The organism is Pseudomonas sp. BIGb0164 (assembly GCF_024810135.1).
Classification (GTDB): domain Bacteria; phylum Pseudomonadota; class Gammaproteobacteria; order Pseudomonadales; family Pseudomonadaceae; genus Aquipseudomonas.
The window spans coordinates 94,513-108,592 of the sequence record NZ_JANUEA010000005.1 but is presented as its reverse complement, the minus strand read 5'-3'; the positions used below and the strand labels follow the sequence as shown (position 1 = coordinate 108,592).

General features: G+C 52.1%; 11 protein-coding genes. 10 read left to right on the top strand and 1 reads right to left on the bottom strand.

Annotation, left to right across the window (positions count from 1 at the left end):
* Positions 1-74 precede the first annotated feature (74 nt).
* Entirely contained in the window at positions 75-770 is a 696-nt protein-coding gene (locus M2394_RS14755; RefSeq protein WP_259172969.1) for an alpha/beta family hydrolase, read from the top strand.
* Between the two features lie 103 nt (positions 771-873).
* Here M2394_RS14755 and M2394_RS14750 read toward each other — a convergent pair whose 3' ends face one another.
* Positions 874-2,439: a PAS domain-containing methyl-accepting chemotaxis protein gene (locus tag M2394_RS14750; RefSeq protein ID WP_259172968.1), complete on the bottom strand. Its 1,566-nt coding sequence runs from the start codon at positions 2,437-2,439 to the stop codon at positions 874-876.
* A gap of 497 nt (positions 2,440-2,936) precedes the next feature.
* Here M2394_RS14750 and M2394_RS14745 point away from each other — a divergent pair, with 497 nt between their 5' ends.
* The 9 genes from M2394_RS14745 (at position 2,937) to M2394_RS14705 (ending at position 14,024) form a co-directional block, all read left to right on the top strand.
* Positions 2,937-4,379 (top strand): mannose-1-phosphate guanylyltransferase/mannose-6-phosphate isomerase, encoded by a 1,443-nt coding sequence (locus M2394_RS14745; RefSeq protein WP_259172967.1) that lies wholly within the window; start codon positions 2,937-2,939, stop codon positions 4,377-4,379.
* Positions 4,380-4,529: 150 nt separating this feature from the next.
* Entirely contained in the window at positions 4,530-5,624 is a 1,095-nt protein-coding gene (gene gmd, locus M2394_RS14740; protein ID WP_259172966.1) for a GDP-mannose 4,6-dehydratase, read from the top strand.
* Between the two features lie 9 nt (positions 5,625-5,633).
* Positions 5,634-6,719 (top strand): DegT/DnrJ/EryC1/StrS aminotransferase family protein, encoded by a 1,086-nt coding sequence (locus M2394_RS14735; RefSeq protein ID WP_259172965.1) that lies wholly within the window; start codon positions 5,634-5,636, stop codon positions 6,717-6,719.
* Positions 6,720-6,826: 107 nt separating this feature from the next.
* Positions 6,827-7,609 (top strand): ABC transporter permease, encoded by a 783-nt coding sequence (locus M2394_RS14730; RefSeq protein ID WP_178925574.1) that lies wholly within the window; start codon positions 6,827-6,829, stop codon positions 7,607-7,609.
* Positions 7,606-8,358 (top strand): ABC transporter ATP-binding protein, encoded by a 753-nt coding sequence (locus M2394_RS14725; protein ID WP_178925573.1) that lies wholly within the window; start codon positions 7,606-7,608, stop codon positions 8,356-8,358. The genes M2394_RS14730 and M2394_RS14725 overlap by 4 nt, the downstream gene beginning before the upstream one ends.
* Before the next feature lie 26 nt (positions 8,359-8,384).
* On the top strand, positions 8,385-10,640 hold the full coding sequence (locus M2394_RS14720; RefSeq protein WP_259172964.1) for a glycosytransferase: 2,256 nt from the start codon (positions 8,385-8,387) through the stop codon (positions 10,638-10,640).
* The gene (locus M2394_RS14715) at positions 10,637-12,262 is read left to right on the top strand and encodes a glycosyltransferase (protein ID WP_259172963.1); all 1,626 of its coding nucleotides are present in this window, start codon (positions 10,637-10,639) and stop codon (positions 12,260-12,262) included. Before M2394_RS14720 ends, M2394_RS14715 begins: the two co-directional genes overlap by 4 nt.
* 14 nt (positions 12,263-12,276) lie before the next feature.
* Entirely contained in the window at positions 12,277-12,912 is a 636-nt protein-coding gene (locus tag M2394_RS14710; protein ID WP_259172962.1) for an acetyltransferase, read from the top strand.
* On the top strand, positions 12,909-14,024 hold the full coding sequence (locus tag M2394_RS14705; protein WP_259172961.1) for a glycosyltransferase family 4 protein: 1,116 nt from the start codon (positions 12,909-12,911) through the stop codon (positions 14,022-14,024). Before M2394_RS14710 ends, M2394_RS14705 begins: the two co-directional genes overlap by 4 nt.
* Positions 14,025-14,080 lie beyond the last annotated feature (56 nt).

Genomic DNA, 14,080 nt, shown 5'->3' with positions numbered 1-14,080 from the left:
CCCATCCACGGTTCAACCCAAGCAGATGCGGCACTTGGGCTGGAGTTATAGGCAGACTAAAAAGCGAGGCAAGCATGGGAGAAGAGCACAAGGCCAGTATTGACGGGGATCAATGGGCGCAGTGTGTGCGGGAACATGGGTGGTTGTGGGATGTCGCCTCGCCCGCTGCGGGACGCGAGCCTGTGACGCTGATCCTGGCCCACGGCGCCGGCGCGCCGATGGACTCAGCTTTCATGAACGACATGGCTGCACGCCTTGTCGGGCATGGCGTCAACGTGGTGCGCTTCGAGTTTCCGTACATGGCCCAGCGCCGTGTGGACGGCGGCAAGCGCCCGCCGAATCCGGCGCCGAAACTGCTGGAAGCCTGGCGCGAGGTGTATGCGCAGGTGCGACGTCATGTCGCTGGGAAACTGGCGATTGGCGGCAAGTCCATGGGCGGGCGCATGGCCAGTTTGTTGGCGGATGAGCTGGGTGCCGATGGGCTGGTGTGCCTGGGGTATCCGTTCTATGCGGTGGGCAAGCCGGAAAAACCACGGGTCGAGCATCTGGAGGGGTTGAAGACGCCGACCTTGATTGTGCAGGGCGAGCGGGATGCGTTGGGGGATCGGGCGGCGGTGGAAGGGTATGCGCTGTCGCCGAGCATCGAAGTGATGTGGCTGGTGGCGGGCGATCATGACTTGAAGCCGTTGAAGGCGTCGGGGTTCAGTCATGAGCAGCATCTGGAGGCTGCGGCGGTGAAAGTGGCTGGGTTTCTTATGAGCACTGAGTAAAACCTGTGGCGAGGGAGCTTGCTCTCGCTGGAGTGCGAAGCGCTCCCAAGATTTTGGGGCCGCTGCGCAGCCCAGCGGGAGCAAGCTCCCTCGCCACAGTGGTTTACCGGTTGAAACGCTCTACCAGCGAATACTGGGTATTGGCGGTATGGGTCAGCTCTTCACTCAACTGCGCCGAGTTCAGCGCCTGCTCCGACGTCTGATCCGCCAGCAACGCAATGGTGCTGATGTTGCGGCTGATCTCTTCGGCCACCGAGCTTTGCTCTTCGGTCGCTGCTGCGATCTGGGTGGTCATGTCGGTGATATGGGCCACCGCTTCGCTGATGCCCACCAACGCCTGATCCGCTTCCGTCACCCGTGCCACACCTTCTTCGGCCTGGCGATGCCCGGCGTCCATGGTTTGCACGGCAGCGGCAGCCGTCTGCTGCAACTTGGCGATCAGGGCGTGGATCTGCCCGGTGGATTCGGCGGTGCGTTGCGCCAGTTGGCGTACTTCGTCCGCTACCACCGCAAAGCCTCGGCCCATCTCACCGGCGCGTGCCGCTTCAATGGCCGCGTTCAGGGCCAGCAGGTTGGTCTGGTCGGCAATGCCTTTGATCACGTCGACAACGCCGCCGATCTCATCACTGTCCTTGGCCAGTTGGGTGACGGTCACGCCGGTTTCACCCACGGCAACGGACAGGCGCTGTATCGCCTCGCGGGTTTCTCCGGCGATATCGCGACCACGGCCGGTCAGGCGGTTGGCCTCCTGGGTTGCGTCGGCTGTGCGCTGCACGTGGCTGGCGACTTCCTGGGTGGTCGCGGCCATCTGGTTGACGGCGGTGGCCACCTGTTCGGTCTCGACGCGCTGGCGTTCCAGGCCACTGGAGCTGTTGTGCGCGAGGGTGTTGGACTGTGCGGCTTGATCGTTCAGGTGCTCAGCCGTGTCCTGCAAGCGTGTGAGACACGTCTTCAGGCGTGCCTCCTGGCTGAGGATCGACATCTCCAGGCGCGCTTGTGCGCCACGGCTGTCGGTGTACATCTGCGCGATCAACGGGTCGGAGGTGGTCTGCTCGGCCAGGCGCAACAAGCGCTTGAGGCCGCGCTGCTGCCAGCTCAGGCCCAGCAGGCCCAACGGCACCGACAAACCTGCCGCCAGGGCAAAGCCCCAATGGGAGTTCAGCGACGCGCCGATCATGAAGCTCAACTGGCTGACCAGGATAAACGGCAGCCAGTCCTGCAGCACCGGCAGCCACTTGTCCCGCTGGGGAACGGCAGACTTGCCCTGGTTGATGCGTTGGTAGAGCGCTTCGGCCCGGCGGATCTGCTCGGCGGTGGGCTTGATGCGCACCGATTCGTAGCCGATCACCTGGTTACCGTCGAAAACGGGGGTCACATAGGCGTTAACCCAATAGTGATCACCGCTCTTGCAGCGATTCTTGACAATGCCCATCCATGGCAAGCCTTGTTTGAGCGTCGACCACATGTGCGCGAACACCGCCGGCGGAACGTCCGGGTGACGCACCAGATTGTGCGGGGCACGAATCAGCTCGTCGCGGGTGAACCCACTGATCTCGACAAACGCGTCGTTGCAGTAAGTGATGACACCCTTGGCATCTGTGGTGGAGATCAACCGTTGCTGAGCGGGGAAGGTACGTTCGCGCTGGGTAACGGGTTGGTTATTACGCATGATTGTTCAATCCACAAGGCTTTCAGGGGGTATCGGCAGGCGCGAGCAATTGTTGAGAAAATTTTCCAGCAGTGAATTGCGTCATGGCAATGCTTCGTAAATACGACAGCATATTCCTGTGGTGTGCGCTCTAAGTAAATGGATTGTAGGACTATTCCGAAAGTTGGTCGTGGGATTAAGGCGAGAAATCGACATGTTTCGTGAGAAGTTTAGATTTTTCGACGAAGAAGAATGCTTTTGCGGGGTGAGGGGTGTTTGTATTTTTCTAGACATACCCTGACATTGTGCTAAAAGATATCAGCGCTAATGTTTCGCAATAATATGTAATTCCCTGAAATAGCATCTTAGAACATTGATTCGCATGATGGCATAAAGACTCTACGCTAGTTCGCATGATGGCATAAAGACTCCACGTTAGTTCGCATTTCGAATGTGCGATGTCCTGTGGGTGAGACTTCGATCGAGATAATGTGAAAATGTGTAAAAAGGAGACGAATGTGACACTTGTTCCGGTCATTATCTGCGGTGGCTCCGGCAGCCGGCTTTGGCCTGTTTCACGTTCAGCACATCCCAAACCATTTATCGAGTTGCCGGACGGAGGCAACCTGATACGTAAGACCTACAGCCGCGCCCTGGCTTTAGCGACGGTCAATGAAGTTTTGACGATTACCAACCGTGATCTCTATTTCAAGACATTAGATGAATACGCTGCGCAAGCACCGCAGTTTACGAATATGAGCTTTGTACTTGAGCCTTTCGGGCGTAATACCGCCGCTGCGGTTTTTATGGCAGCTAAAGAGGTCGAGCGTGTACATGGGGCGGATGCCATCATTTTGATACTTCCTGCTGATCACCTTATTGAGAAGCAAGTGGAATTTTCCAGCGCGGTATCGGCGGCCTCAGAATTAGCAAAAAATGGCTGGCTGGTGACGTTCGGTGTACGCCCTGAGTATCCGGAAACCGGCTATGGCTATATTCAGAAAGACGGCGATAAACCCTTGGGCGCAGGCTTCGAAGTAAAACGTTTTGTAGAAAAACCAAGTATCGAGGTTGCCGAAGGATATCTGGCTTCAGGCCAGTACTTCTGGAACTCCGGCATGTTCTGTTTTCGTGCTGGCACATTGATTGAAGAAATGACGCTGTGGGCGCCAGAGGTGGCGAGTGCTGTGGATCGCTGTCTTGTTGCGTCAGGAGAGATGCAAGGTGAGAGCCATCGTTGCTTGCACCTGGAGCCCAATAGCTTCGCCAAAGTCCCGGATATCTCGATCGACTTCGCGTTGATGGAGCGCTCCAACAAAGTGGCTATGGTGCCCTGTGATATTGGTTGGAGTGACATCGGTTCATGGATAGCCATGAGCGAACTGTCCCCAGCCGATGAGCACGGTAATCGTATAGAGGGAGACGCTGTGCTGCATGCGTCCCGCAACAATTATGTGCGCGTTCAACGTCGGTTGGCCGCATTGGTGGGGGTTGAAGACCTGATCATTGTCGACACACCTGACGCCTTTCTGGTCGCTCACAAAGACCACGCTCAAGACATCAAGGTCATCACGGCCCAACTCAAGAAGAGTGGACACCGTGCTCACTTGGACCATATGACAGTTCGACGTCCATGGGGAACCTATACAACGCTGGAAGAAGACTTGCGTTTCAAGATCAAGCGCATAGTGGTTAAACCGAGGGCCTCGTTGTCGTTACAGATGCACCATCACCGCAGTGAACACTGGATCGTGGTCAGTGGTACGGCACGCGTTGTTAATAATGATCGTGAGTTTTTACTGAATACCAACGAGTCGACTTTTATTCCCGCAGGCAACACTCATCGTTTGGAAAATCCAGGTGTCATCGACTTGGTATTGATTGAGGTGCAGAGCGGCGATTATTTGGGAGAAGACGATATCGTTCGGTTTGAGGATATCTATGGCCGAGCCCATGTTTGAAAGGTACTGCTCAAGCGGCTAAAGCATTCGCGCAACGGTAAAGGCAGATATTGAAGACGGCTTTTGCTTCCAAATGGGAAGTGAGGGAGGTGTGAGCGCTTGCTTCTTTGAGAGAGGTGGTTGCTCAATTAGTTGAAAAATGGTGAAAAAATGAGTGGCAAAAAAGTAGCATTGATTACAGGTATCACGGGGCAAGATGGCGCGTACCTTGCTGAGTTTTTGTTAAAAAAAGGCTATTCGGTACATGGCATCAAACGACGTAGTTCCATGTTCAATACTGCTCGTATTGACCATCTTTACCATGATCCGAATTCGACAGGTTATGACCTGACATTGCATCATGGTGATCTGACCGATTCCAGTAGCTTGATGCGCATCGTCCAGAATGTACGACCGGATGAAATCTATAATTTGGCAGCTCAAAGTCATGTTGCCGTTTCTTTCGAGGAGCCTGAGTACACCGCCAATTCCGATGCCTTGGGGGCACTGCGCCTTCTTGAAGCAATACGAATCGTTGGGTTGGAAAAGAAAACCAGGTTCTATCAAGCATCAACTTCAGAACTGTACGGTTTGGTACAAGAGATCCCGCAGAAGGAAACCACACCTTTCTACCCGCGCTCACCGTATGCGGTCGCCAAACTTTATGCTTACTGGATGACCGTAAACTACCGTGAGTCGTACGGCATTTATGCGTGCAACGGTATCTTGTTCAACCATGAATCGCCTATTCGCGGTGAGACATTTGTCACTCGTAAGATCACCCGAGCATTGGCGCGTATCAAGCTGGGCGAGCAAGAGTGTTTGTACCTCGGCAACATGAACGCCCTGCGCGACTGGGGGCATGCCCGTGATTACGTTGAGATGCAGTGGCTCATGCTGCAGCAGGACGTGGCTGAAGATTATGTGATTGCAACGGGCGAACAGCACTCCGTTCGTGAGTTCGTCGAACTTGCGGCAAAAGTAATCGGCATCAATATTCGTTGGGAAGGCGCTGGGGTTGAGGAAAAAGGTTACGACCTCGCCACCAACCGATGCATCGTTGCCGTGGACCCGCGCTATTTCCGCCCCGCCGAAGTTGAAACGCTACTCGGGGACCCGAGCAAGGCCAAAACCCAATTGGGTTGGGCACCGACAACGACGTTCGCTGAACTCGTGGAAGAAATGATGCATGAAGACATGCGTGAGGCCGAGCGCGACCAATTGGTCCAGGCCCACGGATATAAATACTTCAAGGGCCAGGAATAGGGGGCGCGGATGATTCCGGTATACCAGCCCTTCCTGGGCGGACGTGAAAAGGAATATGTAAACCAGTGCCTGGATTCGACCTGGATTTCTTCTCGCGGAGAGTTTATCTCTCGCTTTGAAAACGAATTTGCCCGATACATTGGTGCGAACCATGCCACGACGGTGAGCAACGGTACCGTCGCCCTGCATCTGGCCATGGCCGCGCTTGGGCTAGGGCCGGGTGACGAGGTCATTGTTCCAACGCTGACCTATGTGGCGTCCGTCAATACCATCCTGCAAACCGGTGCCAGCGTTGTATTCGCCGAGTCATTGGCAGATACCTGGAACGTCAGTATCGAAGACATACAAAGCCGGATCACGGAAAAGACCAAGGCGGTGATGGTCGTGCACCTCTATGGTTTGGCTTGTGACATGGAGGCGGTCGTTGCCTTGTGTCGCGAGCATGACGTATTGCTGATCGAGGATTGCGCCGAAGCTTTCGGGTCTTTGTATAAAGGTCAGCATGTAGGGACGTTTGGAGATGTCGCGACATTCAGCTTTTTCGGCAACAAGACCATTACGACCGGTGAGGGTGGGATGGTTGTGTCCAAAGACAAGGCTTTGCACGACAGAGCCTGTCACCTGAAGAGCCAAGGCGTGTCCAAAACTCGGGAGTATTGGCACGATGAGCTGGCGTTCAACTACCGAATGACCAACATTTGTGCGGCCATTGGTCTCGCCCAGTTGGAGCGGGCAGACGAGATCATCGCGCTCAAGCGTCGAGTCGCCGACTGGTACCGCGAAGCACTCAAGGGGCTTCCCCTGCGGATGCACGCTGAGCAGCCCGGGACCCGCCATTCGTACTGGATGTGCTCGATACTGTTGGATGATTCGCGCCAGCGTCAGCCGTTGCGTGATCACCTGACCACGCAAGGTATAGAGACCCGCCCTTTGTTTGCGCCTGCGCACACCCTACCGCATTGCATGACAGACCAGCACTTCCCTATCGCACAAGATCTCAGCGCGCGCGGAATAAACCTCCCCAGTTATCCAACGCTGAACCGTGAACAAGTAGAGCGCATAGCAGAGGAGATCAGACACTACTTCGCCGATTAAACCGAAGGAGACCCGGGCAGCCGAGTAGCCGTTGCCCTCCAAGTGGAGTTCAGAGATTCAAGTGAGTACTGAATGTTTGGATCTAATACATTTACTCAGGTGAAGTGATGCTCTCTTATTTTACGCGTGTATGGGATGCCCGTTATTTTTGGATCCACCTTTCATTGGCAGATCTCAGATCGCGCTGGCGGCGCTCATTTTTGGGCATGGCGTGGTCGGTGATCCAGCCATTGGGCTTGACGCTGTTGCTGACGCTGGTATTCAGCAGGCTCTTTAATGCGGATATCGTGACGTACGCGCCTTACATTCTGTCGGGCATCATTGTGTGGGAGTGCATATCTGCTAATACCGTGGCGGGCTCACTGTCATTTGTCCAGGCGGACGCCTACATAAAACAATGCAATCACCCTTTGGCGATATATACGCTTCGAACGGTGGTAGGTAGCAGCATTGTTTTGATGTTAGCCAGCATATCCTTGTACGGATGGGTGGCCGTCGTGCTCCCGCAAAACTTTGGCTGGAGCTGGTTGGCTTCTCTTACCCTGTTTCCGATACTCGCATTGATCGCGTGGCCGGTGTCTACGTTGCTTTCTTACGTAAGTACCCGCTTTCGAGATATTCCTCATGCGTTAGGTCTGATCATGCAATCGTTGTGGTTTATCTCGCCAGTGTACTTTGAAGCGAAGATGTTCAAGAACGGCGGCCTGCACGCACTGGTTGATTACAATCCTATTTATCACATCTTGCAGTTAATACGGGCCCCCTTACTTCAGGGAGAATGGCCAACGTGGCAGAACTACGCGTTCAGTATCGGGACGGCCGTGTTTTTTGGAGCGCTGGCGGTAATGGTGGGTAGCAAGGTTGAAAGAAAAGTGATTTTTTACCTATGAAAAATAATCGAATTTCACTTAACAACGTCAACCTTCATTACGCCTCCGTTGCCTATAAGGAGCGTTCATTGAAGTCCCTCATGGCAGGTGTGTTCAGCCGTAAGGCGCAGCGTTCAAATGTCGCGGATATTCATGCGCTGAAAAATATCACTGTTGAAATAACGAGTGGTGAGCGTGTGGGACTTCTCGGACACAACGGGGCGGGCAAGAGCACGTTCCTGAAGATGGTAGCCGGGCTATATCCCGTGTCGAGCGGTGTGCTGAATGTAGAGGGGCAAGTTCGCTCTCTGTTTGATTTGAGCTTGGGCTTTGAGCCAGACGCTACGGGCAGGGAAAATATTTTATACCGAGGCCTGTTGTTGGGTCTGTCCCCCAAGTTCATGCGTGACAAAGCAGAGGAAATCGTCGAGTTCGCCGGGCTGGGAGAGTTTATTGACTACCCCATAAAAACCTATTCGGCCGGTATGCAAGTCCGGCTCGCGTTCGCAATATCGACCACCGTGGGAGGGGATATTCTGCTTCTGGATGAGGTCATCGGTGCTGGTGACGCGAATTTTATGGCTAAAGCCAGGGAGCGTATTACAGGCCTTATTGAGCAGGCAGAAATTCTGGTGTTGGCAACTCATGATTTCAGTGCGTTACGTTCGATTTGTAATCGTGGTCTGGTGTTCCATCACGGTGAACTGGTTTTCGACGGTGCCTGTGATGAGGCCGTTGCTGAATATAAAGTTATAAATGGATTGAAATAATTTTGAAAACACTAAGAGTCCTTTGGTTGCTTAACCATACGACATTACGGAAATTCGAAGTTGATCAGCTCAAGGCGCTGGGCGTGAATGAAATTTTCATGCCGAAAAGTTTTCCTTATGACGAGGGCAATCTTTCTGCCAGCGTCGATTTCAGTTTTGACGCCGCGTTGACCATCCCTAAGGATCAGCTGGATGTCTTGAATGCGCAGGATTGGTATGCGGGCCCATGCGAGGAGGCCTGGCGGATTGCCAATTTGTACTTTGATGTGGCGATTGTTGGTTTTTTTCCAACTCAAATTAAAAGTGCTGTGCGTCATTTCAAGGGTGCTATTGTTCTGCGAGTTTTTGGTTTGTCAAAGGGCTATTCTTATTCTCAGTTGTTTTACGAGGAAGCTGAAGAGTCCTTGGTCCGTAGTATCAAGGCAATGGGCGCGCGATTCTGGTTTGGCGCAGGCTACGACCATTTGAAAGACTCCGAACAGAATTTTTTAGCCAGTAGAAACTGCTACCTGCCTGTCGGTTTGAAGGGCGAGGCTGCGCCTGATTTATGGGAAGGGACGCTCAAGAAGATTTTGTTTGTCTGTCCAAGAATTGGGTCTTCTCCATACTTTGAAAATATTTATAAAAGCTTTATTCATGACTTTTCGGGGAGCGAGTACACCATTGGCGGTGCGCAACCGATTGCGGTGCCTGATAAAAATGTACTGGGATTTGTGTCCGCTGAAGAGCATGAGTACAACATGAGGCAACACAGGGTGATGTTTTATCACTCTACTGAGCCCAACCACATTCATTATCACCCCTTTGAAGCCATTCGTGCAGGCATGCCCTTATTGTTCATGGCGGGCGGCATGCTGGATAAAATGGGGGGGATCGGTTTGCCAGGTCGCTGTAAAACAGTGGCTGAAGCCAAGGCTAAAACTAAGCAGTTGATGAGCGGTGATCAAAAGCTGATCCAAAACATCCGCGAATCGCAAATGGTTTTGCTTGAGCCTATGAAAGCAAAAAATTGCGAGCAAGCCTGGCAAGCTGGCTTCAAAAAAGTGCTGGCGGAACTTGAGACAATCAAAAAAGAAAGTGTTGAGCGCCCTGTTCGCAGAAAGCGAATTGCCGTCATCGTTCCTGTAGAGTACAGGGGCGGAAGCCTGAGGGGAGCAAAGCTTGTAGCTAATGCCTTGTATCACGGCAGTCGCCAGATGGGGGAGGCTGTTGATGTCGTGTTCCTGCACTTAAACAGCGCCGAAAGCTATCCGCCTGAAGAGTTCATGGACCTTGAAAGCGAGATCTCGATTCGTTCATACAAATGGAACGTTTTGGATGCAATGCCCGCACGACGAGCCATGCGCTACTCCGGGCATGAAGGTTGGGAACCGAAGTGTCCGCGTTATCTGGTTATCGATGATGGAATAAATAACCTCCAGGATTGTGATGTCTGGCTGGTCATTTCCGATCGTTTAAATGGGCCGCTTCTGCCGATGCGACCTTCGATACTCATGGTGTATGACTACCTGCAGCGGTATGTGCCGATATTACCATTGGGTGCAGATCAGCCTTATATAGATGCGGCCAGGGCTGCGTCGAAGGTCCTGGTGACCACCGCGTTTACACAGCAAGACGCGTTGAATTACGCAGGGGTACCAACGAATAAGGTATTCAAGTTACCCATGCTGGCTCCCGACTTTTCCCGTGTAAAAGGCAGTTTTGCCGATCGCTCGAATTATTTCTTGTGGACCACCAATACGGCGATACACAAAAATCATTTGAATGCCGTGAATGCGTTGAAGTTTTATTATGAGGAGCTCGGTGGTGTATTGGAATGCCGGATTACGGGCGTCAATACCAAGGGCCTGTTTAAAAGTAAGTTGCCCCATCTCAAGCCGTTAAACGATGTATTGGGGAAAAGTCGATTATTGAAAAAAAATGTGAACTTGTTGGGTGAGCTGCCAGATAGAAATTATCAAAGTGAACTCGCAGGCGCTGCTTTTTTGTGGCATGCAGGTACGATTGATAATGGTACGTTCAGTGTCGTCGAGGCGGCGGGTCTAGGTGTTCCTTCATTAAGTAGTGACTACCCGGCCATGAGGGAAATTGATCAGCAGTTTTCCTTGGGGTTGAGTTGGATGAAGTCGGATAAGCCAAAGCAAATGGCCAGCCAACTTAAAGAGATGGAACTTTCCTATCTGGAACGCCGCAATGCGTTGCCTTCCAGTGACGTGTTGGCTGAGCAGAGTGTCGAGAAACTGGCGAATGCCTATTGGCAGGTTGTCAGGGAGTGCTTATGAAAAAGTTTGGTATCTATCTGGCCTACGCTCCAGGGCTGGACCTTCGGCACGAGGGGCTGGGCCGTTATCTTGCGGCATTCCTCAAAGGTGCGGAAGGGCGAGACGATGTGAAGTTTACATTGGTATGCCCGAGTTGGACTAAGAAAGCGCTGCATGATCTGTTTCAGAGTGAAGGCGTTCAGGAGGATGTGTTTGAAATCGTTTCACCTGCCAGTGTTCCCATGATCTTGCGGTGTTACGAGGAATACATAGCTCGGAAAAAGAAACAGAAAAAAGTTCCGTTTAGAGAGCGGCTGGCCAAAAAGCTATTTCATTGGAAGGCTATCGTGCTCGGTAAAATTGAGGAGCGTTTGATTACGGTTGATTCCTATACGGGACTGATCCGTTTAGGGCTCGAAGCGGTTGCCCTTTGTTTGTTGTTATTGTTGTTCAGCCCGTTGCTCATTTTACTGCCTGTTTATGCGCTTTATCTGAAAGTTCGTGTGATTGTGCGTAAACTTTTTCGTCCCTTAAAGCGGCTGGTGAGTCGCTTGCAGACGGCGGTAGGTGCGCCGAAAGAAGATAGTTTAGTGCTTCGTCTGTATCGTCGTTTGGAACAAGTTGAATCTGATCGTATGTTGCAACTTATCAATAAGATGACGGAGGTGAAGGCGTGGTATAGCCCAACTGCCTTCTGGCCTGCATTCAATCAAATTCAAGCGCCACGTCTGATGTGTGTGCCTGACGTCGTGCTGTCAGATTTTCCTATCGGCTTTTCGGAAGTAGGGGGCGAGCGATTTTTACAAGTTTATGAAAGGGTTGAAGCTGCCATTCACGGTGGTCAGCACTTTGTGACGTATAGCAAAAATGTTAAGTGGGAAACATTGGTCGAGCGGTACGCCCTAAGGCCGTCACTCGTTTCAGTTGTTCACCATGCGCCCAATGACTTGAGCAGCAATGTGGCTGTGAAGGGGTTGTCCGACGAAGCGGCGTCTTCAAAAAACTATTGCATGATTCTTTTCCAAAGGGCTTTGAAAAAGTCTTCAAATCCCAGCTATTCATCTGCATTTCTTAACGGTGATGCGCAGTTTATCTTTTATGCCAGCCAGTTTCGGCCCAATAAAAATATGATTTCTTTGCTGAGGGCGTATGAGTACCTTTTGCGAAACGATTTTATTCGCCACAAATTAATACTCACCGGGCACGCGGCGGGCTTTCCTCTTGTGAGGGAATTTATTCGCGAAAATCATCTGGAAAATGATGTGCTATGTATTCACGGCTTGACCGTACAGGAGCTGGCTGCGTGCTATAAGTTAGCGGATCTGGCCGTTAATCCGAGTTTGAGCGAAGGCGGCTGCCCGTTTACGTTTACTGAAGCATTGTCCGTTGCAACGCCCGTAGTAATGGCCCGTATACCGGTCACGGAAGAAGTGTTGGTAGATGAAACGTTGCAACAAATGACGTTTTTCAACCCCTATGACTGGCGAGACATCGCCAGCCGTATTCAGTGGGGCATCCTTAATCGTGATGAGTTACTGGCCGTTCAATTAAAGACCTATGCTTTGTTGTCCAGACGCAACTGGACGGATGTTGTAAATGAGCACATCGATATATTGGATACGATTTCGAGAGATATCAATTGAGTAGAGTAAGGCCTATGCCCCCCCTGACTGGTTTGCTCATCCTTGGCTTCGGTGGCCATGCCCGTGCCGTTGCTGATGTTGCGTTGGCAATAGGGATAAAGCAACTCTGCTTTATTGATATCAATGCCCGCCCAGGTGAAACCTTTGGAACGTTTCCCGTCTTGCCGAGTTGGGATAAAGGTCGCTTGGAGGGATGGTCTGTCATGCCTGCTTCAGGCGACTGCGTCCAACGGCATGCGCAATGCGAATGGGCTGCCCAGCTGGATTGGCCTTTAGCCACGCTCGTCTCGCCCACTGCAACACTGGGTTTTGGCGCGACGGTAGGGGCAGGGTCTTTCGTTGGCCACCACGCCCACGTAGGCCCTATGGCATCTGTTGGGCAGGGGTGCGTTATCAATACGGGAGCCATTGTCGAGCATGAATGCACGGTAGGTGACTTTACCCATATCTCTATAAAGGCGGCTGTTGCAGGACGATGCCAGATTGGAAAGGGTTGTTTCATAGGCGCTGGGTCAACGGTTATTGATGGGTTGATTGTGAGTGACGGCGTTACGTTAGGCGCAGGCGCCTGCGCTCACCGTAACTTGACCGAACCTGGAGTCTATGTGGGAGTGCCAGCGAAGCAGATAAGAAGGGAAGGGCAACGTTGAAAGTTCTCCATTTTTTCAAGACCTATTATCCGCGCACCATGGGCGGGGTGGAGCAGTTTATTTTTCAACTGTCGGAAGGTGGTCGTGCGCATGGAATTACTGCACAAGTACTCTCATTGAGTGAGCATGGCGCTTCCCGTAATGTCGAGGTGGGTGAGCACTTGGCTCACACATCAAAACTGGATTTGAATATTGCTTCGACGGGCTTTTCGTTGTCAGCGTTTAAAGACTTTCATGAGTTGGTCGAAGGTGTGGATATCATCAATTATCATTTTCCATGGCCTTTTATGGATGTGGTCCATTTTGCTACTCGTGTGCGCAAGCCAACGGTGGTGAGTTACCACTCGGATATCGTGAAGCAGAAGACACTGTTGAAGTTTTATCGCCCGTTGATGAATAAGTTTTTAAGCAATGTCGATCGTATTATTGCCACGTCTCCGAAGTATGTAGAAACCAGTCCGGTATTGCAGCACTTCCTGGATAAAGTAACGGTGATACCGATTGGCCTGGGGAGAGGGACTTATCCGCAGGTGTCGCCGGAAAAGTTGAAGCATTGGAACACTATATTCCAAGGACGATTTTTTCTTTTTGTCGGCGCCCTGCGTTATTACAAAGGTTTGGAGTATTTGCTCGAGGCTGCTCGTACAGTGCATTTTCCAATCGTTATCTTGGGGCAAGGCCCGATGGAGCTGCAGTTAAAAGCCCAGGCGATAAAACTCGGTCTTACGAACGTGCACTTTTTGGGAGGCTTGCCTGATGAAGATAAAACTGCGCTGCTGACGCTTTGCTTTGGCCTGGTGTTCCCTTCTCATCTGCGTTCTGAAGCATTTGGCGTTTCGTTGCTGGAGGCCGCGATGTTCAGTAAGCCTCTTATTTCTTGTGAAATCGGCACCGGAACGACGTATATAAACATTGCAGGAGAAACGGGGTTGGTGGTTCCACCGGGTGATACACATGCGTTGGCACAGGCAATGATCTGGTTATGGGAGAACCCTGTAGAAAGCCAAGCGATGGGGGTTCGAGCAGCCTTGCGTTTCGAAAAGGAGTTTACCGCGAATCAAATGGTCGACTCTTATGCTCAGGTCTACCGTTCTTTGCTGTCAACGGCCTGACGAAAGTCAGCAGAACGCCATGCGTCCGTTTCAATCTCCTGGCGTTCTGGGTCGCT

Bases quoted from the DNA above. Each gene is read 5' to 3' on its own strand.
- M2394_RS14750 (WP_259172968.1), bottom strand. From the start codon at position 2,439: ATGCGTAATAACCAACCCGTTACCCAGCGCGAACGTACCTTCCCCGCT.
- gmd (WP_259172966.1), top strand. From the start codon at position 4,530: ATGAGTGGCAAAAAAGTAGCATTGATTACAGGTATCACGGGGCAAGAT.
- M2394_RS14710 (WP_259172962.1), top strand. From the start codon at position 12,277: ATGCCCCCCCTGACTGGTTTGCTCATCCTTGGCTTCGGTGGCCATGCC.
- M2394_RS14755 (WP_259172969.1), top strand. From the start codon at position 75: ATGGGAGAAGAGCACAAGGCCAGTATTGACGGGGATCAATGGGCGCAG.
- M2394_RS14715 (WP_259172963.1), top strand. From the start codon at position 10,637: ATGAAAAAGTTTGGTATCTATCTGGCCTACGCTCCAGGGCTGGACCTT.
- M2394_RS14730 (WP_178925574.1), top strand. From the start codon at position 6,827: ATGCTCTCTTATTTTACGCGTGTATGGGATGCCCGTTATTTTTGGATC.
- M2394_RS14725 (WP_178925573.1), top strand. From the start codon at position 7,606: ATGAAAAATAATCGAATTTCACTTAACAACGTCAACCTTCATTACGCC.
- M2394_RS14735 (WP_259172965.1), top strand. From the start codon at position 5,634: ATGATTCCGGTATACCAGCCCTTCCTGGGCGGACGTGAAAAGGAATAT.